13 protein-coding genes are annotated in these 20,738 nt (G+C 71.5%); 3 read left to right on the top strand and 10 right to left on the bottom strand.

Annotation, left to right across the window (positions count from 1 at the left end; translation table 11 throughout):
• Positions 1–79 precede the first annotated feature (79 nt).
• Positions 80–1,402, bottom strand: a complete 1,323-nt coding sequence (locus tag ACK1X7_RS38170) for a M14 family metallopeptidase (RefSeq protein ID WP_390794462.1) — start codon at positions 1,400–1,402, stop codon at positions 80–82.
• A 109-nt stretch (positions 1,403–1,511) separates the two neighbouring features.
• The gene (locus ACK1X7_RS38165; protein WP_390794463.1) at positions 1,512–3,518 is read right to left on the bottom strand and encodes a Xaa-Pro dipeptidyl-peptidase; all 2,007 of its coding nucleotides are present in this window, start codon (positions 3,516–3,518) and stop codon (positions 1,512–1,514) included.
• 185 nt (positions 3,519–3,703) lie between these two features.
• Between ACK1X7_RS38165 and ACK1X7_RS38160 the strand changes: the two genes are divergently transcribed.
• Positions 3,704–5,194 carry a M1 family metallopeptidase gene (locus ACK1X7_RS38160; protein ID WP_390794464.1) on the top strand — a complete coding sequence of 497 codons (1,491 nt, stop codon included), beginning with the start codon at positions 3,704–3,706 and terminating at the stop codon, positions 5,192–5,194.
• Positions 5,195–5,279: 85 nt separating this feature from the next.
• Here ACK1X7_RS38160 and ACK1X7_RS38155 read toward each other — a convergent pair whose 3' ends face one another.
• Positions 5,280–6,140, bottom strand: a complete 861-nt coding sequence (locus ACK1X7_RS38155) for an oxygenase MpaB family protein (RefSeq protein ID WP_413116351.1) — start codon at positions 6,138–6,140, stop codon at positions 5,280–5,282.
• Between the two features lie 39 nt (positions 6,141–6,179).
• Entirely contained in the window at positions 6,180–9,920 is a 3,741-nt protein-coding gene (locus ACK1X7_RS38150; RefSeq protein WP_413116350.1) for a glycoside hydrolase family 2 TIM barrel-domain containing protein, read from the bottom strand.
• Between the two features lie 274 nt (positions 9,921–10,194).
• Here ACK1X7_RS38150 and ACK1X7_RS38145 point away from each other — a divergent pair, with 274 nt between their 5' ends.
• The gene (locus ACK1X7_RS38145) at positions 10,195–10,938 is read left to right on the top strand and encodes a MerR family transcriptional regulator (protein ID WP_382957825.1); all 744 of its coding nucleotides are present in this window, start codon (positions 10,195–10,197) and stop codon (positions 10,936–10,938) included.
• A 54-nt stretch (positions 10,939–10,992) separates the two neighbouring features.
• Here the strand turns inward: ACK1X7_RS38145 and ACK1X7_RS38140 are convergent, their stop codons facing one another.
• Entirely contained in the window at positions 10,993–11,895 is a 903-nt protein-coding gene (locus ACK1X7_RS38140; protein ID WP_413116349.1) for an alpha/beta fold hydrolase, read from the bottom strand.
• 109 nt (positions 11,896–12,004) lie between these two features.
• Here ACK1X7_RS38140 and ACK1X7_RS38135 point away from each other — a divergent pair, with 109 nt between their 5' ends.
• Positions 12,005–12,973, top strand: a complete 969-nt coding sequence (locus ACK1X7_RS38135; RefSeq protein ID WP_413116348.1) for a LysR substrate-binding domain-containing protein — start codon at positions 12,005–12,007, stop codon at positions 12,971–12,973.
• Between the two features lie 165 nt (positions 12,974–13,138).
• Here ACK1X7_RS38135 and ACK1X7_RS38130 read toward each other — a convergent pair whose 3' ends face one another.
• The 5 genes from ACK1X7_RS38130 to ACK1X7_RS38110 all read right to left on the bottom strand — a co-directional run bounded on the left by ACK1X7_RS38130 (position 13,139) and on the right by ACK1X7_RS38110 (position 20,627).
• Entirely contained in the window at positions 13,139–15,364 is a 2,226-nt protein-coding gene (locus ACK1X7_RS38130; RefSeq protein ID WP_413116347.1) for a 3-hydroxyacyl-CoA dehydrogenase NAD-binding domain-containing protein, read from the bottom strand.
• A gap of 224 nt (positions 15,365–15,588) precedes the next feature.
• Positions 15,589–16,803, bottom strand: a complete 1,215-nt coding sequence (locus ACK1X7_RS38125; RefSeq protein WP_208521525.1) for an acetyl-CoA C-acetyltransferase — start codon at positions 16,801–16,803, stop codon at positions 15,589–15,591.
• Between the two features lie 95 nt (positions 16,804–16,898).
• Complete coding sequence (locus tag ACK1X7_RS38120) at positions 16,899–18,059, bottom strand: CaiB/BaiF CoA transferase family protein (RefSeq protein ID WP_385140493.1); 1,161 nt, start codon at positions 18,057–18,059, stop codon at positions 16,899–16,901.
• A 175-nt stretch (positions 18,060–18,234) separates the two neighbouring features.
• Positions 18,235–19,692, bottom strand: coding sequence for a sialate:H+ symport family MFS transporter (locus tag ACK1X7_RS38115; RefSeq protein WP_413116346.1), 1,458 nt, complete (start codon positions 19,690–19,692; stop codon positions 18,235–18,237).
• Positions 19,689–20,627, bottom strand: coding sequence for a dihydrodipicolinate synthase family protein (locus ACK1X7_RS38110; RefSeq protein ID WP_413116345.1), 939 nt, complete (start codon positions 20,625–20,627; stop codon positions 19,689–19,691). The genes ACK1X7_RS38115 and ACK1X7_RS38110 overlap by 4 nt, the downstream gene beginning before the upstream one ends.
• Positions 20,628–20,738 lie beyond the last annotated feature (111 nt).

The following is a 20,738-nucleotide window of genomic DNA, read 5'->3' as shown; positions in this document are numbered from 1 at the left end:
TTTCCGGCTACCCAGGACCCTGAGATGCATGCCAACCGGCCACGTGGCCGGTGCTTTAGTATGCCACCAATGCGTCATGTCAGCATTTGTCCACCGGCTGCCCGGTGGTGAGGTGATATGCGGCGCGGCCGTCCAGCAGCAGCGGTACGAGCGCGCGGGCCGACTGGCGCAGCGGTACGAACGCGCCCCCGTCGCCCTTGACGTGACGGGCCGTCACCCCGTGCAGCGCCAGTTCGTCGCGCACCTCGCCGTATTGGGCGGCGTCCAGCCGATAGCCGCACGGCGGATCGTTCAGGACCGTGTCCTCCTCCGGCGGTTCGTTGTCCGCGCCGCCGAGGTGGACCGGGCCCCGGTCGGCGTAGCCGGCCAGCCGCGCCGCCGTCGTGGCCGCCTCGATCCGGCCGCGGCGCTCGGTGATGAAGTCGAAGGCGCCGTTCAGGGCGGCCAGATGGGAGCCCACCCGGCGGCGGTTGTTGACGGCGGGGTCGGCCTTCTCGGCGTCGGTGAGCGGGTCGACGCGGGTCTCGACCAGCAGCCCTATGGAGTGCTTGACGCCCGCGGTGTTCCGCAGGATCCGCTCCTGTCCGTCGCCCGCCACCTGCTTGACCGGCTCCCCGGTCCCGGGGTCGGTCCAGATGCCGTAGACGCCGGTGGTGTGGCCCGCGGCCTCGACGCTCGGGCGCACATAGGTGTCCGACAGGGTCCGCGCCTCGTGGTGCACCGGATCCTGGGTGTTGAGGTTGCGCGGCCACAGCGCCAGCAGGTCCTTCATGTAGTACGGGACGGTCGCCCCGTACTCATGCAGGTCGTAGACGGTGTCCGGGCGCCAGTCGCGGATGACGCCCGCCATCGCGCGGGACTCGGCGGTGGTGAGGGCGACATGGTCGCGGTTGATGTCCACGCCGTCGGAGTTGCCGCGGGTGTCGGCGGCGCGGCCGTCGGGATTGGCGGTCGGGACGACGAGCACCTGGGTGCGCTCCAGGAAGCGTCGGGTCCGGCGGTCCTTGGCGTAGGCGAGGTCGCGGACGGTGGACAGACACGCCTCGCGGCCGGAGGGCTCGTCGCCGTGCTGGGAGCAGATCAGCAGCAGGACGTTGCCGCGCGCCGCCTTGCCCGGGTCGGCGGGCGCGGCCGGGGCGCCGATCCGCACCAGCCGCAGCGGGCGCCCCTGGGCGGTGGCGCCGATCCGGTCGACGGCCACGCGCGGGGCGGACTCGTCGACGGCGGCGAGGAAGTCCGCCTCCTCGGCCTGGGTGGTCCACCGTGCGCCATGGCTGATCTCGAACCCCGTACGCGGCGGACGCTGCTCGGCCCGCGCTGGCGCGCTGAGGAACGACCCGGTCAGCAGCGCACCGATCGCGCCGCAGGCGGCGCTGCGGATGAGGGGTGACCGCGTGAACACGAAGGACCTCCTGGGGGGAGAGGGATACGTGGGGCGATGTCGGTGATGGCGTCCTGCCGGGCCGCCGCCGGTGGGCCCCCGCGCGGCGGCGGGGGCCCACCGGCGCGGGTCAGTCGTGGGTGGACGTGGACGGGAGCGGGGTGCGGTGCTGCGGGGCCCGTACGCCCTTCAGGGGCGCTGTGGCCGCCGTACGCGAGGGAGCGGCCGCGGCCTTCGGCGCGCCGCCGACCAGCGGCAGCCGGGCCGAGGTGCGGGGCAGGTCCAGCGTCAGCCGCGGGGTGGTGGACGGCGGTTCGAGCAGGCCCGCGTCGGTGCCCGCGATGATCAGGCCGAGGCGGTGGCCGGCCGGGACGACATGGTCGGTGGCGGCGAGGTCCAGGGTGATGGTGTACGCCTTGCCCGGGGTCAGCGGGCGGCCCTTGCCGTCGTCCGCGAAGTTGCCGAGGTCGGCCCAGCCCCGGCTGAAGACCGTGTAGTCGACGTTGGCCCGGTCCGCGGCGGTCTCCTTGAAGCAGGCGCTGTCGCCCGCCGTGCTGCTGCCCCAGCAAGTGCGCCGGTCGAGGGTGGTGATGCCCTCGCCGCTCGCCGTGTAGTTCCGGATGGTGGCCGGGCCGAGGTCGACCAGGACCGCGGAGAGATGGGCGCTCGCGGTGGAGGGCGTGGCGGTGACGGTGACCGTGCCGGAGCCGGACAGCCGCAGGTCCTTCTTCAGCGCACCGGTGGTGAAGCCCGCCTTGCCGGGCGTCGAGGTGTCGATCGCCGCGGACCAGTCGGCCTCGCTCAGCGCGGGGTCGTCGGTGAAGGTCTCCGTGGCGCCGGGCTCGGCCCGTTCGGTGCCGAGCACACCCACTCCTGCCGTGGCGCCGCCGCGCGGACGCAATGTGGTCTGCCGGGTGCCGGACGGGGGCCAGACCTGGTCGGTGGACCACTGGTCGGGGGCGCGCTCGACATCGGCCATCGGCTCGCGCTCGATGCCGTTGTCGATGCCGAGCAGGTAGTGGTCGAACCAGCGGTGCAGGGTGCGCACCCACTCTGCGCGCCGGAAGTCGAACGGGTCGACATGCCCGGTCTGGGAGAGCCAGATCTTGCGCTCGACGCCCGCGTCGGCGAGCGCGTTCCACCACTGTCCGAGGTGCTTGGTGCGGACGTTGAGGTCCTGTGCGCCGTGCACGGCGAAGACGCTGGCCCGCACCTTGTCCGCGGCCGGCACATAGTCGCGCTCGCTCCACGGCCCGGTCCAGTCGCCGCTGCGCGGGGCGCCCTCGACGAGACGTTTCTGTACGGCGGCGCAGTGGGCGCGGGCGTCATCGCTCTCGACGGCGTCCGAGAGTCCGTCGGGGCCGGAGTCGTAGAGCGCGGCGCCCTTGGCGAAGTAGTAGTCGTACCAGGAGGAGATGCCGCCGATCGGCACGATGGTCTTGAGGCCCTTGACGCCGGTGGCGGCGACCCCGTTGGCGACGGTGCCGTCGTAGCTCTTGCCGATCATGCCGGTGGCGCCGTTGGACCAGCTCGCCTTGACCGGCTGCCCGCCGGTGCGGGTGGAGTACGCGGTGGCGCGGCCGTTCAGCCAGTCGACCACGGCCTTGGCGGAGAGGATGTCGGAGCGGCCGCCGACGTCCACACAGCCGTCGGAGCGGTTGGTTCCGGCGAGGTCGACCAGGACGGTGGCGTAGCCGCGCGGTACGAAGTAGTTGTCGTAGAAGAGCGGGAAGAGGACCGGCTTCCCGGCGGCGTCATAGGTCTTGGTCTGGCTCTCGTTGCCGCGTCCGCAGCAGGAGTAGTAGGGGCTGGCGTCCATGATGACGGGGATGCGGCGGCCCTGTGCGGCGGGTTCGCGCGGCCGCACGATGTCGACGGCGACCCGGTCGGTCCTTCCGTCCGCGTCGCCGTCGATCGTGGTGTCCACCCATACCGATTCCCGGATGGCGTTCTCGTAGGAGTAGACGGGTCTGCTCTCGGATCCGCTGCCCGGTGCGCTCGGCGCGGCGGAGGCGGCGTGGGCGGCCGGGGCGCCGAGCGGTGGCAGCAGGGATATGGCGGCCGCGACGAGCGCGGTGACCGCCGACAGCACAAGCGTGGTCCAGGGGATGCGGGGTGTCCGCGTCTGTAGCAGCACGGCCGGACGGTAGCGCGAGTCAACTCCCGTACAGAAGAGGGCGATACGTGTCGCGATCGTGTCCGAGTCGATTCGCGTTGCGGCCGGATGTCGATTGGATGTCGGACGGCGTGATGGACGTGAGGTGCGTGTGAGGAGTACATAAGGTCACGAGTGATCGTTCTCCCCTACGAGTTGGAGGACTCGTGCGTCACCACAGACTTCTCGTCCCGGGCGCGGCCGCGGCCTGCCTGCTGCTGGCGATCCCGGCGTCGGCGGCCGATGCCACGCCGGGCGCCCCCGGCATCGGGGACTCCTACTACCCCTCGTACGGCAACGGCGGCTACGACGTCTCCCATTACGACCTTCGGCTGAAGTACCAGCCGAAGACCGACCGGCTAGAGGGCACGGCGACGATCGTGGCCGACGCCCGGCAGGATCTGTCCCGGTTCAACCTCGACTTCGCGCTCGATGTGAGCGAGGTGCTGGTGGGCGGGAAGAAGGCCGCGTTCGCCAGGACCGGCGACCATGAGCTGGAGATCACCCCGGCCGCGCCGCTGACCTCCGACCGCCCCTTCACCGTGGTCGTGCGCTACAGCGGCACCCCCTCGAAGGTGGTGGCGAGCGGGTTCACCTCATGGCTGCGCACCCCGGACGGCGGGATCGCGGCCAATGAGCCGGAGTCGGCGTGGTGGTGGTACCCGAGCAACGACCATCCGCTCGACAAGGCCACCTACGACGTGTCGGTGGCGGTGCCGGACGGAACGCAGGCGATCAGCAACGGCACCCTTCAGTCGACCAGCTCCCAGCTCGGCTGGACGCGCTACAACTGGCGCTCCGGCAAGCCGCAGGCCACGTATCTGACCACGCTGGCGGTCGGCAAGTTCGACATCACGACGGACACGACCGCGAACGGTCTGCCGGTGATCAACGCCTACAGCAAGGACCTCGGGGCCAACGCGGGGGCGGCGCGGGCGAGCGTGGAGCGGTCGGCGGAGATCGTGGACTGGGAGTCCACCGTCTTCGGCCCGTACCCCTTCGACGCGCTGGGCGGCTATGTGCCCAATGTGCCCACGGGCTACGCGCTGGAGACCCAGACCCGGCCGTTCTACAGCCCGAAGGGGTTCGCCAAGGGCGCGAACACCTCGCTGATCGTGCATGAGCTGGCCCATCAGTGGTTCGGCGACAGCGTCTCGCTGAAGGACTGGCGCGACATCTGGGTCAACGAGGGTTTCGCCAGCTATGCCCAGTGGCTGTGGTCGGAGAAGGAGGGCGAGGGCACCGCGCAGGAGCTGGCGGACTACACCTACGCCTCCTACCCGGCCGACGACCCCTTCTGGAAGGTCGAGCCGGGCAACCCGGGGCCGGAGAACCAGTTCCATGACGCGGTGTACGACCGGGGCGCGCTGGCCCTCCAGGCGCTGCGGAACCACATCGGCGACAAGGACTTCTTCGCGATCCTCAAGGGCTGGACGGCGGAGAACCGGTACGGAAACGCCTCGGTCAAGGACTTCGTGACCTACGCGGAGAAGGTGTCCGGCAAGCCGCTGGCCACGCTCTTCGACACCTGGCTGTTCACCCCGTCGAAGCCCGCCGCGGCAAAGGCGCGGGCGGCCGAGCTGAGCCCGGCCAAGGCGCCGGTGCGGCCGAAGTCGTGGCAGCGGATCCAGGACACGCACAGCACCCACGGCCGCTGAGCCAAAAAGCCCCGGCCGGGTCCCCCAGCCCGGCCGGGGCCCGGCGGCGCCGCCGTGCTGCCATGGCGCTCGGCATATCCCCTGGTCACGGCCGTACGGCTCGGGCGCGGCGCCGGGCCTCACGCGCGATGGGCAGATAGCGCAGCCGCTCGGGCAGCAGCGGGACCACCACCCGGACGACCCTCCCGAACCACCGCAGCCGCCGCTCCTGCCCCCGCGTCCACCCCAGCCCGATCGCCTCCCGCGCGTCCGGCGGCATCAGCCCGACGGTGAGGAACGCGCGGAAGCGGGTGAACAGCGGGCGCAGCAGCGGCCACAGCAGCCGGAGCGGCAGCGGGCCCGGCGGAGGGACGGGCGCGTCGGGCGCGGCCAGTTCACGGGCGACGACGGTCGGCTCCAGCCGTTCGCGCACCATCGCGCGGTAGTAGGGCCAGAACTCCTCGACGGATCCCGGCATCTCACGGTCGCCGATGCCCAGCACGCGTCCGATCCGCAGCCATTCCCGGTACAGTTGCCGCTCCTCGGCGGCGGTGAAGGGGCGGGTGCCCAGATAGCGCTGGGCGCGCAGATAGACCGGATAGCCGGTGGCGTGCACCCAGGCGTAGACGGGCGGGTCCAGCGCGCGGTACGGGCGGCCGTGCGCGTCGACGCCCTCGATGGCCGCGTGGAGCCCGCGCAGCCGGCGGCCCTCCGCCTGGGCCCGCGCCCCGCCGTACACCCATAGCTGCACCGACCGCAGGGAGCGCTCGCCGCGCCCCCAGGGGTCGGTGCGGAAGACGGAGTACTGGTCCACGCCCGCCCCGACGGCCGGATGCGCCACCTGCATGGTCATCGCGGCCGGCAGGGCGAGCAGGCTGCGCAGCTCCCCCGCCACGGCCCACAGGATGCCGCCGGCGGGCGGCGGGTCGTGGCCTTCGGTGCGGCGGCGGGGGCGCTGCGTGCTCATGGGGCCATCGGCGTGCTCATGGGGCCATCGGTGGTGCGGTTACCTCCCTCCTGTTCCAGTGTGCGCCCCCGCGCCGCCGGTGAGCGGGCGCAGGGTGAGCGTGTAGTCGTAGGCGCTGTCGGCCTTCACCCGGTACTGGTCGCGCACCGGGTTGGGGGTGTCGCCGGCGCCGGTGACCGCGTGGTCGGCGTGCAGGGTGTTCCAGCCGTCGTTGCGCTTGAGGAAGTGCGGATAGGCGGCGCGGTCGAGTTCGTCGTACGCGCTGGCGCCAGCCTCCAGATCGCCGGAGACCAGCAGTCCGGCACCGCCGCGGTCGGTGAGGGACGCCCAGCGCACATCGTCGTGGTTGCCGTGGTCCTGGGGCTTCAGATACTCCACGTACTGGTCCTCGACCGAGGAGGACCAGACGCCCATGGGCGTGCCGTCCTTACGGTCGTTGAAGTTCTCCACCGGTCCGCGCCCGTACCACCGGAAGGTGCCGTACCGCTCGGGCACCTTGAGCTGGAGACCGATCCTGGGCAGATAGGACAGGGTGCGGAAGTCGCCGCGCGCCTCGACCTGATGCCGGATCCGGACCTGGCCCGCGCCATCGACCCGGTAGGCCACGGTCTGGCCGAAGGACGCGCCGGTCACATCGGGCGCGGCGGCCGTGGAGCGGACGGTGACGGTGACCGTGCCGTCGTCGCCGGGGGTCACCTCGACCCCGTCGACGGTGGTGCGCAGCCGGTCGAGGCCCAGGGTCCGCCAGCGCTTGCCCTCGGCGGTGCCCCAGTCGGAGCGCTCATTGCTGATCGGGGCGCGCCAGGCGTCCAGTTCGGGGCCGGAGCGGAGCAGTTCGCGGCCCGCCACGCGCATCGAGGTGAGCGTGCCCGCCTTCTTGCCGAAGGTGTACTGGAAGTCCTCACCGCTGACCCGTATGGTGTCGCCGCGCTCTTCGGCCTTGGCGGGCTCGCCTGCGGCCGGGGCGGGGGCGGGCTCGGGCACCTTGTCGCCGCCGACCGCGAACTGGCCGAAGGACACCACATGCCCGGCCTTGGCCCAGTCGGTGGAGTGCGCCGTGACGGCCCGCACGGTCAGATGGCGCTCATAGCCCCCGGGATTGGCGGGCGGCGCCGGGAGCTGGACCGTGGCGCTCTCACCGGGACCGACGTCCAGGGCGCGGGTGCCGCCGGCGACGGTCCGCGCGCCCTCGGTCACCGTCCAGCGCAGGGCGAGATCATCGGTGCCGGTGAAGGCGCGCTCATTGGTGACCTTCACCTTGCCGGTGCGGGCGCCCTCGCCACCCGGGTCGGTGATCCGGATCGGCGCCTGCACCCAGGCGAGCTGGGCGGTCTCCGGCTCCGGGTCGCGGTCGGCGGTGACCAGGCCGTCCACACCGGATTCATAGAGCCCGTAGGAGAGATAGCTGCCCTTACGGGTGAAGTCGTCGAAGTCGAGCGCGATCAGGGCGTCGCCGCGGGGGTCCTGGTCCTGGGCGAGCCGCTCCGCGCCGAGCGCCGTGTCATAGACCCGGACCTGGTCGATGGTGCCCTTGGAGGTGCGGCCGGTCCAGCCGTCCTCCATGGTGTCGTTGTTCCGGCCGACGCCGAGGTCGAAGCCGGTGTAGTCGATACGGCCGCTCCACGCGGTCTCGGCGAGCTCCTTACCGTCGGCATACAGGCGCAGCGCGGAGCCGTCGTAGGTGCCGGTGACCCGGTGCCAGGCGCCGGTCCAGCCGTCGGGCACGGGGGCGGTGACGGTGCGGGGCTTGCCGCCGCTGGTGATCGTGAATTCGAGGGTGTCCTCGTCCTTCATCCGCAGGACGTACTGGTCGCCCTTGCTGACGATGGTGAAGTCCCCGGTCCACGGCTCGGCCGGTTTGACGCGGGCGTCGAGGGTGACGGCGCTGCCGGTGAGGTCGAGCCTCGGATCGCGGTAGACCTCGACGAAGTCGTCAAGACCGGACAGATACAGCGCCTTGCCCTTGCCGCCGTACCCGTCGACCACCTTGGGCTTGCCGGAGAGGGAGGCGGCGATGTCGTTGCCGGAGGAGTCGGGGGTGGTGATCAGCGGACGGCGGATGTTCTGCTCGGCCCAGTCCCAGATGAAGCCGCCCTGGGCGTTCGGGTAGGCGCGCATCACCTCCCAGAACTCGCGGAAGTTGCCGAGGCTGTTGCCCATGGCGTGGGCGTACTCGCCCATCACGATGGGCTTGGTGAAGGTCTTGGCCTTGGCTTCGAGGGAGGCCGGGGTCGGATAGCGGGGTCCGGCGATATCCGCGTAGGGCGCGTCGCCGTCGGGGCTGTTGGACTGGTGGTACAGCGGGCGGGTGGGCTCGTTCGCCCGGGTCCACCGCGCCATCGCGTAGTGCGCCTTGCCCAGCCCGGCCTCGTTTCCGGTGTCCCACATGATGACGCTGGGGTGGTTCTTGTCGCGTTCCACCATGCCCTGGTGGCGCTCCAGGAACGCCTTCTGCCATTCGGGGCGCTCGGCCAGGCAGTCGTTCGGGCAGTTCTCGTGGCTGTGGGTCTCGACCTCCATCTCGTCGTCGATCAGGATGCCCTCGCGGTCGGCGAGTTCATAGAGATACGGGTCCGAGGGGTAATGGGAGGTGCGGATCGCGTTGACGTTCAGCCGCTTCATCAGCCGGACGTCCTGTTCCATCCGGGCGCGGGTGGCATGGCGCCCGGTGGTGGGGTCGGTCTCGGCGCGGTTGACGCCGCGGATCAGGACGCGCTTGCCGTTGAGCGTGAGCTGCTTGTCCTTGACCTCGATCTCGCGGAATCCGACGCTCTGGCGCACGGTCTGGATCGCCTTGCCGTCCGGATCGCGCAGGGTGAGCACCAGAGCGTAGAGGTTCGGCGTCTCGTCGGACCATTTGGCGGGGCTGGCGATCTGCCCGGTCAGCTCGGCCTTCCCGGCGTTCTCCTCGGCCGTCAGCCGCCGTACCTCACGCCCCTTGGAGTCGTAGAGCACACCGGTGACCTGATGGGGTCCGCTCTTGTCGCTTCCGGTGCGCGCGATTTCCACTTCGGTGCGCAGCGTGGCGTCCCGGTAGGAGGCGTCGAGATCGGTGGTGACGTACGCGTCCTCCATGCGGGTCGTGGGCGTGGAGTACAGCGATACGGAGCGGAAGATGCCCGCGTAGCGCCACTGGTCGTAGTCCTCCAGATACGATCCCGCGCTCCAGCGGTGCACCTGGACGGCGATCCGGTTGGTGGCGCCGGGACGCAGATAGTCGGTCACATCGAACTCGGCGGGCACATAGCCGCCCTGGTCGTAGCCGACGTAGTGGCCGTTGATCCACAGGAACCAGCCGGAGGTGACCCCGTCGAAGCGGATCACCTGCCGGCGCCCGTCCCAGTTCCGGGGCACCGTGACGTCCCGGACGTAGGCCCCGGTCGGATTGGTGTCACGGGGCACCTTGGGCGGATCGTCCGGCGCCACCTCGCTCTGCACGTTGCGGAAGACCGGATGGTCGAGGTCGTCGGTCTGCCAGGTGTGCGGAACCTGCACGCGCTGCCACGCCGAGGCGTCGTAGCCGTCCTTCCAGAAGCCGCTCGGCGCGTCCTCCGGCCGGTCGGCCATCGCGAACCGCCAGGATCCGTCCAGGCTGCGCTCCCACGCCTTGCGGTCGGGCCCGTCCGGCCGCAGCCGGGTGTGCGGGGGTTCCTGGCCCTCGCCGGTCCGCTCCGGGTCCTCGAGGTACGTATGCACATCGGCGGGGAACTTGCCCGCGTCCGACGGCCTCCCGACGGCCGTGTCCGCGGCCGTGAGACCGAGGCCGACAGCGGTGGTCATGGCGAGCACCGCCCCGATCAGTCGCCGTATCCCATATCTGCCGCGTTCCGAGCTCAATCCGACCCCACCTCACAGATTCGGAAGGAAACCAACAGAGCTGAACAGCGAGGCACGCTATTCATCGGTAAAGAGATCGTCAACAGGTCGTGCTGAACCCGGTGTTGAGCCGGTGGCGGGGAGAGGTTTCACAGCGGTGCTGCGACAGCAATACTGATGAACCCGATCGGGCAGCGGCCCGGCGGAGCAGGACGACGCGGAGAGCGAGGCACGGCCGATGACCACCCCCGGCACCGAGGAACCCACCCTCACCGTCGATGAACTGGCGGCCCGCGCCGGGGTGACCGTGCGCACCGTGCGCTTCTACAGCACCCGCGGACTGCTTCCGCCGCCGGTGATCGGCCCGCGCCGGGTCGGCCACTACGGCCCCGAGCACCTATCCCGGCTCGCGCTGATCGAACAGTTGCAGCGCCACGGCATGACCCTGTCCGCCATCGAGCGCTATCTGAGCCAATTGCCACCGGATCTGAGCGAGGACGATCTGGCGCTCCACCGGGCCCTGGTCGCCTCCTGGGGCCCGGACGCCCCCGAGGAGACGACCCGCGAGCAGTTGGACCGGCGGGCCGGGCGGGAGCTCACCGACGAGGACATCGACCGGCTGGCCGCACTGGACGCCCTGGAGCGCACCGACGACCCGGATCGCTTCCGGATCGATCCCAAGGTGCTCCATCTGGGGCTCCGGCTGCTGGACGTGCCGATCGAGATGGAGACGATACGCACGGCCCATACGGTCGTCCTCGAACACACCCGCTCCGCGGCACGCGAGCTCGGCCGGCTGTTCCGGGACGAGGTGTGGGGGCCCGACCGCGATCACGAGTCCGGGAGCGGACCGGAGCGGGTGCGGGCGAAGAAGTCGCTGTCGGCCGATATGCAGCCGCTGGTGGTGGAGGCGCTGGTGATCGCGTTCCAGCGGTCGATGAAGCATGAGCTGCGGGCCTGGTACGGGCAGGACGCGGACTGAGCGGGCCCGGGGCGGCGCGGCGAGCGGCCGGCCGCCCCGGGGCACCGGCATCGGTCATGCGCCGCCGGTGAGCGCGGCGGCCAGCTCCTCGGGGCGGGCGGCGAACGGCGAATGGCTGCCCGGCAGCGACCGCACGGTGAAGGGCTGGTCCGGCATGGCCGCGTCGGCCTCCGCGATCATCAGGTCCTGCAACGCGGGGGTGCACGCCCAGTCCTCGGCGCACCGGATGAAGGTGCGCGGAATCCGGCCCCACCGCTCCCGGGTCAGGGCGATCAGGGTGGTCGGCACCGCGAAGGGCAGATCCGGGCTCAGGGCCTGGTACCAGCGGGCGAAGGACCCGGCCGGGACGTCGTGGTAGTAGGTCAGCCGCAGCTCCTCCACATACGCCGGATCGACGGAGAACGGATTGATCCGGAACGCGCCGATGGCCTCCGGGTCGCCCAGCATCAGCCCCTGCCCCCGTCCGGTCGCGGTCTGCTCGGGGGCTGCCAGATAGTCGGCGAAGCGGGGGCGCCCGGCGGGGACGAACGACGACAGATGGATCAGCTCGTCGACGAGTTCGGGGGCCCGCTCGGCGGCCAGGGAGGCCGAGGCGCCACCGGCGCTGTGCGAGACCAGGGCGACCTTCGGATACCGGCGCACCGATCGCAGCGCGGTGACGACCGCCCCGGCGCACTCCTCCAGGGTCAGCCCGGCCAGCGCCGACTTCTCGGTGGCGAAACCCGGCTGGCCGGGGAGGTGGTGGCCCGAGGGCAGCGGTGCCTCGAAGCCATGCCCCGGCAGATCGACGGCGAGGCTCGCCGCGCCGAGCCGGGCCAGGGCGCGCTGGGTGGCCGCCCACTGCCAGGAGGCATGCCAGGCGCCGTGGACCAGCACGAACACGGTGCCGGAGGGGGCGGGGGCGGAGTGGATCTCGCTCACGGGATGGTCATCGCCCGAGGGCGTTCTGGAACTCATGGCGCTCATGGAGAACAGTCCACCGCCACGGCGTGGCGTTATCCACCGCCATATCTGACAACCCCGCCGCCGATATCTCCTGGATATCGGCTCGGCTATCCTCGGTCCGATGGAGTCACGACATCTGCGGTACGCCCTGGCGGTGGCCGAGCACCAGCATTTCGGACGGGCGGCCGCCGCCCTCGGGATCGCCCAGCCCCCGCTGTCGCAGCAGATCGCGGCGCTGGAGCGGGAGCTGGGCGCACGGCTCTTCGACCGTACGGCGCGGGGCGTGTTCCCGACCGCCGCGGGCGAGGCGTTCCTGGCCAGGGCGCGCCGGGCGCTGGCCGAGATGTCGGCCGCCGTATCGGACGCGGGCCGGGCCGCCCGGGGCGAGACGGGACGGCTGCGGCTCGGCTTCATCGGCTCGGCGCTGCTGGAGCTGCTGCCGTCCGTGCTGGGCCAGTTCATCCGGGACCGGCCCGACGTGCGGCTGGGGCTGGAGGAGATGTCGACGCGCCGGTCCACGGCGGCGCTGCTCGCGGGCGAGCTGGACATCGCCATCGGTCGCGGCGCGCCCCGGGGCGCGGGTGCCGAGGATCTGGTGTCGGTCACGGTCGGCAGGGACCATCTGGTGGCGGTCGTAGGCGCCGCCCATCCGTTCGCCGGGCAGTCCAAGGTGAGCGTCGAGCAACTCAGGGGGCAGCACCTGATCTTGGCACCCGCGGATGAGGAACCGGTGGTCGCCGCCTGGCTGGCCGCGCTGCTGGACGAGGGCACGGAGGCGTCGACCCCCACGCGGTCAGGTGGGGTCACCGAGGCGTGGGACGCGCACACCATCATCGGGCTGGCCTCGTGCGGGGTCGGGGTGGGGCTCGGCCCGGCATGTCTGCGGGTGGCGGCGCGACCGGACGTCCAGGTGTGCGAGGTGAGCCCCCGGGTGGAACTGCCGGAACTGGTGATGTCCTTCCGCACCCAGGACCGCTCCCCCGTACTGGCGGCCTTCCTGGACATCACCCGAGAGCGGTGCCCAGGGGTAGCCGAGCAGCTCGAACGCCGCCTGGGCCCGTCCCGTCAATCCAGCCCCTCCGGCGATTGAGGAGCCGGGCCCAGGGGCAACCCAAACCAGCCCCTCCGGCGATTGAGGAGCGGGGTCCAGGGGCGGAGCCCCGGCGGGGGCCGGGGCCGGGCCCCGGTTGTGGGAAGGGGCGGGTAGGGGAAAGCCTCGACATGCGGCGCCGCCGCGTGGCCCGCCCGACACCCCCTAGTCCGTGAAGCGCTCCCCACGCTCAGCCTTCTCCAACAGCAGCTCAGTCGGAGCAAACCGCTCCCCGTACGCCGCCTCCAACTCCCGTGCACGGGCGACGAAACCGGCCACGCCGCCCTCGTAGCCGTTGATGTACTGCAACACCCCGCCCGTCCAGCCGGGGAAGCCGATGCCGAGGATGGAGCCGATGTTGGCGTCGGCGACGGAGGTCAGCACGCCCTCCTCCAGCAGCCGCACCGTGTCGATGGCCTCGCTGAAGAGCATCCGCTCCATCATGTCCTCGAAGGGGACACGGGTGCCCTCGCCACCCGAACCACCAGACCCGCCCGACCCCCCGGTCCCACCCCGCCCAAAATGCTCCCGCAACCCCGCCCACAACCGCCCCCGCTTGCCGGTCGCCTCGTCGTAGTCGTAGAAGCCCGCCCCGCCACTGCGGCCGGGGCGCCCGAACTCCTCCACCATGCGGTCGAGCACCGCGTCGGCCGGATGCGGCCGCCACTCGCCGCCCGCCTCCTCGGTCGCCCGGCGCGTCTCCTCGCGGATCTTGCGCGGCAGGGTCAGGGTCAGCTCGTCCATCAGGGAGAGCACCCTGGCCGGGTATCCGGCCTGAGCCGCGGCCTGTTCCACGGAGGCGGGGTCGACACCCTCCCCCACCATCGCCACACCCTCGTTGAGGAAGTGGCCGATGACGCGGGAGGTGAAGAAGCCGCGGGAGTCATTGACCACGATCGGGGTCTTGTTGATCTGCCGCACCAGATCGAAGGCGCGGGCCAGCGCCTTGTCGCCGGTGCGCTCGCCCTTGATGATCTCGACCAGCGGCATCTTGTCGACGGGCGAGAAGAAGTGCAGTCCGATGAAGTCGTCGGCGCGCTGCACCCCCTCGGCGAGCAGGGTGATGGGGAGGGTGGAGGTGTTGGAGCACAGCAGGGCGTCCGGGGCGACGACGCCCTCGATCTCCTGGAACACCTTGTGCTTGAGCGCCGGGTCCTCGAAGACCGCCTCGATGACCGCGTCACAGCCCTCGAGGTCGCGCAGATCGCCGGTCGGGGTGATCCGGGCCAGCAGCTCGTCCCGCTTGGCCTCGGTGGTACGGCCCTTGGTGAGCGCCTTGGCCAGCAGCCCCTCGGCATACGCCTTGCCCTTGGCGGCGGCCTCCGCGGACACGTCCTTGAGGACGACCTGGATGCCCGCCTTGGCACATGAGTACGCGATGCCCGCGCCCATCATCCCGGCGCCCAGCACCGCGACCTTACGGACCTGACCGGGCTCGATCCCCTGGGGCCGGTTGGCCCCGGAGTTGACCGCCTGTAGATCGAAGAAGAACGCCTGGATCATGTTCTTGGCGGTCTGGCCGACGACCAGCTCGGTGAAGTACCGGGCCTCGATGGTCTGCGCGGTTTCGAAGTCCACCTGGGAGCCCTCGACGGCGGCGGCCAGGATGTTGCGCTGCGCCGGGTAGGGCGCGCCGCCTAGCTGCTTGCGCAGATTGGCGGGGAAGGCGGGCAGATTGACGGCGAACTTCGGCTGCGCCGGGGTGCCGCCCGGAATCCGGTAGTCCTTGTCGTCCCAGGGCTGTGCCGATTCGGGGTGGGCGTCGATGAAGGCCCGCGCCCGGGTCAGCATCTCCTCAGGGGTGGCCACGACCTCGTGCACCAGCCCCGCCTCCTGGGCGCGCCGGGGGCTGTACCGCGCCCCCTGGAGCAGCCACTTGAGCAGCGCGTCGGTGACGCCCAGCAGCCGTACGGTACGGGCGACGCCCCCGCTGCCCGGGAGCAGGCCCAGGGTGACCTCGGGGAAGCCGATCCGGGCCCCGGGAGCGTCGAGGGCGATGCGGTGGTGGCAGGAGAGCGCGATCTCCAGCCCGCCGCCGAGCGCGGCGCCGTTGATCGCGGCGACCACGGGCTTGCCGAGGGTTTCGATCCGGCGCAGCCCGCGCTTGATGCGGAGGTTCTTCTCATAGACCTCCTGGGCCTGGTCGGGCCCGATCTGGAGGAGGTCGTTGAGGTCGCCGCCGGCGAAGAAGGTCTTCTTGGCGGAGGTGACGATGATGCCGCGAATGGTGTCCCGCTCGGCCTCGACGCGGTCGGCGATCGCGTCGAGGGAGTCGATGAACGCGGCGTTCATGGTGTTGGCGGACTGGTCGGGGTCGTCGAGCACCAGGGTGACGACGCCCTCGTCGTCCTGCTCCCAGCGGATGGTCGAGGCGGTGGTGGGGTGGCTCATCTGAGGTCTCCAGGGCGAAGAGGAAGGGCGCGGGGAGGGGGCGGGAAGGAGGGGGAACGGCGGCGTCTGAGAGCCGCTCGGCTCTACGAGGGCGTCCGGCGGATCTCAGGACCCCGGGGCCTGGGGCCGAGCCCCGCACGCGGCGGAGCCGCACATCGTCAGGTGCCGGAAGGGGCGGGGAGGGGAACAGCCCGCCGCAGGCGTCACGATCCGTCGGCGCCCCCCTAGAGCCGCTCGACCACCGTCGCGATGCCCATTCCGCCTCCCACGCACAGCGTCACCAGCCCGAACCGCCCGTCGCGCCGCTCCAGCTCGTCGATCACCGTGCCGAGGATCATCGCGCCGGTCGCGCCCAGCGGATGACCCATCGCGATCGCGCCGCCGTTGACGTTGACCTTGTCCATGCTCAGCCCCATGTCGTCCACGAAGCGCAGCACCACCGCCGCGAACGCCTCGTTGATCTCGACCAGATCGATGTCGTCGATGGTCAGCCCGGCCTTGGTGAGCGCCTTACGGGTGGCCGGAGCCGGGCCGGTGAGCATGATGGTGGGGTCGGCGCCGGAGACGGCGGCGGAGACGATCCGGGCGCGCGGGGTCAGCCCGAAGCGCTCGCCGACCTCGCGGTTGCCGATGGCGACCAGGGCGGCGCCGTCCACCATGCCCGAGGAGTTCCCGGCGTGGTGGACGTGGTCGATGGCCTCGATCCAGTGGTACTTCTGAAGCGCCACCGCGTCGAAGCCGCCCGCCTCGCCGATGGTGGCGAACGACGGCTTCAGGCCCGCCAGGGTCTCGGCGGTGGTGCCGGGGCGGATGTGCTCGTCCCGGTCGAGGACGGTCAGCCCGCTGCGGTCGCGGACCGGGACCACGGAGCGGTCGAAGTACCCCTCCTTCCAGGCCCGGGCGGCCCGCTCCTGGGAGAGCGCGGCGAAGCTGTCCACGTCATGGCGGCTGTAGCCGCCGGTGGTGGCGATGAGGTCGGCCCCGATGCCCTGCGGTACGAAGCCGGTCTCGTAGTTGGTCATCGGGTCGGCGAACCAGGCGCCACCGTCGGAGCCCATCTTCACGCGTGACATCGACTCGACGCCGCCCGCGAGCACCAGGTCCTCCCAGCCGGAACGGACCTTGGCCGCCGCCAGGTTGACGGCCTCCAGGCCGGAGGCACAGAAGCGGTTCTCCTGGACGCCCGCGACCGTGTCCGGCAGCCCGGCCGCGATGGCCGCGATCTTGGCGATGTCGGAGCCCTGGTCGCCGAGCGGGCTGACGACGCCGAGGACCACATCGTCGATGGCCGCCGGGTCCAGCTCGGGGAACCGCCGCCGCATCTCCTGGATCAGGCCCACCACCAGGTCGACGGGCTTGGTGCCGTGCAGGGCACCGTCGGCCTTACCGCGCCCGCGCGGGGTGCGGATGGCGTCGTACACATACGCTTCGGTGCTCACTTCAGCGGCCTTTCAGGGGAGGGTTCGGGCGGGACGGCTCAGGGGGCCGGCGGTAAGCGGACGGGCGCTCAAGGCGTTCATGTCGTTCATGCCGTTCATGCCGTTCCTGACGGGTTTCCCTCGACGAGCGAGGTGACTCCCCAGTCGCGGGCCACCTCGGCGGTGTCCGCCCCGGGCCGGACGGGCGCGCGGCGCACCGTGCCCGGGGTGGCGGAGAAGCGCGGGGCGGGCGCGGGCTGGGTGATCCCGCCGTGGTCGACGAAGGTGGCGCGGGCGGCGAGGTGCGGATGGGCCGGGGCCTCCCGCAGCGACAGCACGGGGGCGACGCAGGCGTCCGTGGCGCTGAAGACGGCGGTCCACTCCTCGCGGTCGCGCTGCTTGAAGCGGTCGGCGATGGCGGTGCGCAGCGCGGCCCAACTGTCGAAGTCATCGCGGGCCGGGGCCTGGTCGGCGATCCCCAGCAGCTCGATGAACTCCGCGTAGAACTTGCGCTCCAGGGGCCCGACCGCCATATAGCCGCCATCGGCGGTCTCATAGGTGCCGTAGAACGGGCAGCCGCCGTCGAGGAGATTGGTGCCGCGCTGGTCCCGCCAGCCACCGGCGGCCATCATGCCGTGGATGGCGGCGGTCAGATGCGCGGTGCCGTCGACGATCGCGGCGTCCACGACCTGGCCGGGGCCGCCCGCGCGGGCGTGCTGGAGGGCGGCCAGGACCCCGATGACGAGGTAGAGCGAGCCTCCCGCGTAGTCCCCCAGGAGGTTGGCGGGGGCGATGGGCGGGCCGTCGGCGGCGCCGATCATGCTGAGGGCGCCGGTGACGGCGATATAGCCGATGTCATGGCCGGCTGTGCGGGCGAGCGGGCCCTCCTGCCCCCAGCCGGTCATCCGGCCGTAGATCAGCCGGGGGTTCCGTGCCAGGCAGTCCTCCGGGCCGAGGCCCAGCTTCTCGGTGACCCCCGGGCGGTAGCCCTCGATGAGGATGTCGGCGCGCTCCACGAGGTCGAGCACGGCGGCCACGCTCCCCTCGGCCTTCAGGTCGAGGAGCACCGAGCGTTTGTTGCGGTTGGCGAGGTCGTAGTCCGGGTCGATCCGCAGGCCGCCGGTGCCTCCGGGGCGGTCGACGCGGACGACATCGGCGCCGAGGTCGGCGAGGACCATGGCGGCGAACGGACCCGGCCCGATCCCCGCCAGTTCCACCACCCGCACTCCGGCCAGCGGACCGGCCGCCGTCGCCCCGTCCTCCGCCGCCACCGTCATGACGTCCCCCAATCGTGTGACACCACCGCTGTAACACCGCCGATGCTAAGAACGCGTCCGGCATTCCACAAGCCCTCCCATGAGCCTGTGGATAACCAAGCCCCTTGCCCGGCAAGCGGGTTTGGCCCCTGCGGCGGTACGGCGGGCCGGGTGTGGCGCCGACCGGCCTTCCGGGTCAGGTCTTCTCCACATCGGGCCGGGTCGTCGACAGCGGCTGTTCGGGCACCAGATGGTCCTCGTCGCCCGACGGATCGGTGAGCCGGCCCAGTCGGCGCGGCAGATCGGAGCCGACCAGCACGATCACCACCAGCGTCAGTCCGAAGGTGAGCACCGCCAGCGCCCGCCCGAGGGACATGCCCTCGGCGAGATGGGCGCCGAGCACCGGCGCCACCGCGCCGCCGAGCGCCCCGGTGTTGTAGACGAAGCCGAGCGAGGCAGCCCGCGTCTGAGTCGGGAAGTGACCCGCGATGTACTTCGGCAGGATGCCGGAGATCCCCTGGCTCAGCGCGAGCAGGAAGAACAGCAGCACGCCGAGTCCGACCAGGGTGTCCTGCACCGCGAACACCGGGAAGACGAAGGCCAGCGAGGCGATCAGGGTGTAGACGTAGGCACGCCGGGTGCCGAGCCAGTCGCCCGCGAACCCCGCCAGCCAGCAGCCGGCCATCGTCCCGAACCCGGCGTAGAACATCACATCGGTGACCTCGGACGGGGTGTACCCGAGCTGTTCCTTCAGATAGGTGGGCAGCAGCGCCTGGATCGGCCAACTGTAGAGGAACGCGCAGAAGACGGTGCAGGTCAGGGCCACATACAGCGGCCAGCGGCGCCGTCCGCCGAGCTGGGCCGCGAAGGCGATCAGGCATCCCGCCGCCAGGAGCGACAGCGGCCGGCGCCAGCCCGCGCCCATCGGGGTGAAGACCAGGAAGAGCGCGACGCTCGCGGCCACGGTCAGCGCCGTGTTGACGCTCGCGCGGGAGCGTCCGGCGAACAGCGGCCGGAAGGGGTTGGGCCGCGCCTGCGCCGTCGCCACCTCCTCGTGCCAGTCCCCGGCCTCCGGAAGCGCGCGCCGCACCCACAGCGCGACCAGCACCGGCAGCACGCCGATCCAGAACATCCAGCGCCAGCCCCAGTGGGGCACCACCCACTTGTAGAGCTCGGAGGCGATGATGGTGCCGCCCGAGTAGCCCGAGATGAGGAAGCCGGAGGCGCGGTTGCGCAGCCGCGCGGGCCAGCTCTCCAGGACATAGGTGGCGCTCGCGCTGTACTCGCCAGCCATGCCCATGCCAATCACTAGGCGGGCCGTGAACATGCTGATGTGGTTCCAGGCGAACCCGCAGGCGAAGGTGCCGAGCGAGTAGAGCAGAATGCTGACGATCATGGCGGCCTTACGGCCGTAGCGGTCACCCAGCGCGCCCAGTACCGCCCCGCCGAGCCAGCGGGTGATGAACGCGCCCGATACCAGGCTCGCCGCCGACGCCGTGCTCAGGTCGAACTCGTCGGCTATCTCGGTCAGCACGAGCGTGATCAGTACGAAGTCGAAACCGTCGAGCAGATAGCCGATCCAGGCGGCGAACATGGACTTCCACTGGCCCCGCGAGACCTCTCGGTACCAGGGCACCGTGGTGGCTTCGGTCACGGCAACAGCCCTGCCTCCTCGAGGAGTTGACGTACGGTCTTGACGGCCGCCTCGCCCAGTGGCACCTGGGGCGCGGCGGTGTCCGCGCACTCGATCACGCCCAGCAGCCGCAGCGCGGCCTTGAAGCCGCCCAGCCCCGCCGAACTGCCGCCCATCAGCGCCGGGTCCCCGGCGTCGGTGATGGCGAAGAGCGCCGCCAGCCGGTCCTGTTCGGCGGCCGCCTGCTCCCAGCGCCCCGCCCGCGCGTGCTCGTACAGCCGGACGAACCCGGCCGGATCGACATTGGCCAGCCCTGGGACGACGCCATGGGCCCCCGCCAGCAGGGCGCCGTCCACCGACAGTTCGGAGCCGGTGAGCACCGTGAAGGAGTCATTGAGGCCGCGGCGCCGGACCTCGACGAGCATCCGCCGCAGCGCCCCGTCGTCCCCGCTGCTGTCCTTGACCCCCGCCAGGGTGGCGTCGGCGGCCAGCGGAAGCAGGATCGAGGGCGTCAGCTTGGAGTGGACGGAGACCGGGATGTCATATGCGAACAGCGGCACGTCCATCCCGTCGCGAAGCCGCCGGAAGTGGTCGGCGATCTCCAGGGGATGGGTGCGGGTGTAGAAGGGCGCGGTGGCCACGATCGCGTCCGCGCCCAACTCCGCCGCCGTACGGGCGTGATCGAGGACCCGCGCGGTCGTCATGTCGATCGCGCCCGCGAGGACGGGCACCCGGCCGCCTGCGGCCTCGATGACCGCCTTAAGGGCCGTGACGCGGCTTCGGTCGTTCAGATAGGCGGCCTCGCCGCTGGAGCCGAGCGCGAACAGCGCGCTCACCCCCGCGTCGATCAGCCGCTCGGCGAGCGCGGCGAGGGAAGAGGTGTCGACCTCGCCCGCGGGCGTGAGCGGGGTGCACAGGGGCGGAACGACACCGGTGAGGGGAGCCGGAAGACTCATCGACACCCAGCCTTCTGGATAGCAGGGCAATTAGGACGTGGGACGTCCTATGTTCGGGGCCGAATCTGACGGAGTGCCACCGCCCTGTCAAGTACATTCCCGCCTCAGCGC

It is taken from the genome of Streptomyces sp. CY-1 (assembly GCF_047218265.1).
Classification (GTDB): Bacteria; Actinomycetota; Actinomycetes; order Streptomycetales; family Streptomycetaceae; genus Streptomyces; species Streptomyces niphimycinicus.
The sequence above is the reverse complement of the archived record's forward strand: the minus strand, read 5'-3'. Positions and strand labels throughout refer to the sequence as shown.